The 1635-nt window shown below is 33.7% G+C and carries 1 protein-coding gene; it reads left to right on the plus strand.

Annotation, left to right across the window (positions count from 1 at the left end):
• Window positions 1-804: 804 nt before the first annotated feature.
• The coding region (locus KO509_RS01270; RefSeq protein WP_215971480.1) for a cache domain-containing protein at window positions 805-1635 on the plus strand (831 nt) is incomplete at its 3' end.

Here is a 1635-nt window from a genome sequence, read left to right on the forward strand (position 1 = left end):
AGTGTTTGATTGCCTTTTTTACTTTACCTATAAACTCACTACCGGCAACAATATCCCCGTCTTCAAGCGTAACAAGCTGCTAAATTGAACTAAAATAGCATCCGTTTATGAGAAGATACGCCATGTTATTTGAAGAGTTTATGACGCAAGCGCGGTTTGATACTTTTAGAAATGTAGCCATAACAAACCAACCTACTGATAATAATACCTCTATTAGTGATTATAAGGTTACTTGAGCCAGCGCGACAAAATAGGTGAGTAAAATATAAAACCAAGAGTATCATTTAGTGCAAGCAGAGTATTACCAGAACTCGATAGTGATACAACTTTACTCAATCTCCTTGCCCCCCATTCAAATGACAAGTGGTAATGATTGGATAGAAAACTTAACGTTAAATCCGATGCAACCTAATAGCTTCAAAAATGGTAAACCTATAGTTATAAGGCAAGTTCAAAAAGCTATTCCTTATATTTACCATCATAAAACACAGCCTAAACATTAACTTAAACAATAAGCTTTGACATCAAAAGCAGTTAGAAATATTATGAAAAAGTGGAAATTATAATAATATTTCCTACAATGTAAGTAGATGCTTTAAATAAAGTATGTGTCGGTTAGATTGAATTCACGTCACTTATGAATATTAATTTTTATCGATTAGAGTCATTTCTAATACTAAAATAAAGTTTTATACGTACTACTTTGTAGAAATAAATATTTATAAATAGGTATGTTGAAATCTTCTATCAATTTAACGTTTAGTTTTACCTGCTTATAAAGCACACCAACCAGTAAGGGTGATCATGAACACATTAAGTATTAAGCAAAGAATTTTGTTGCTTACAATAGCTCCTATAACGCTCGCAGTATTAGTTATTATGTTTTTGGTCAATATCCAACTCCAGGAACTTGGCGAAGAACAAGTTAAAAATACTAAAATTACTATGATGGAGGATAAACGAGCCACCCTTAAAAATTACGTTGATATATCATTGTCTGCCGTGAGCAGTTTAGTTGAACAAGCGAGTGGGATTAATGATGAGCAAATAAAAAATGAAGTCGCAGGCTATTTGCGTAGTATTGATTATGGTGAATCAAGTGATGGTTATATATTTGTTTTTCAATATAATGGTGAAAATGTCGTGCACTCAGCACAACCCGAACTTGAAGGGAAAAACCTCTATGATGCCAAAGATCCTCAAGGTACTCCTTTCATCAAAAAACTAATAGAGAGTGCTAAAAAAGGGGGTGATTATGTTGAATTTATGTGGAACAAACCATCTATCAATAGGGATGTTGCAAAATTAGGATATGCAAAACCAATAGAAAAATTTCAATGGATGGTAGGCTCGGGTTTTTATATTGATGATATTGAAAGTGAAGTTGCCAGCATTCGAATGAAGATTGATACAAGTATTAATAAAGCCATGGTGCTTATAGGAACTGTTGGTGCTGCTTTGATCGTACTTGTGATTTTTATCAGTCTTTATGTTTCCGCTAAAATCACCCGCCCCTTATGTGATACCGCAAATGCCTTAGATGACATTAGCCAAGGTGAAGGTGACTTAACTCGCCGTTTAAAATTATATTCTGAAGATGAAGTTGGACAAGTAGCAAAAGGATTCAACTTATTT

This window comes from Colwellia sp. C2M11 (assembly GCF_018860915.1).
In the GTDB taxonomy this organism is placed as follows: Bacteria; Pseudomonadota; Gammaproteobacteria; order Enterobacterales; family Alteromonadaceae; genus Colwellia.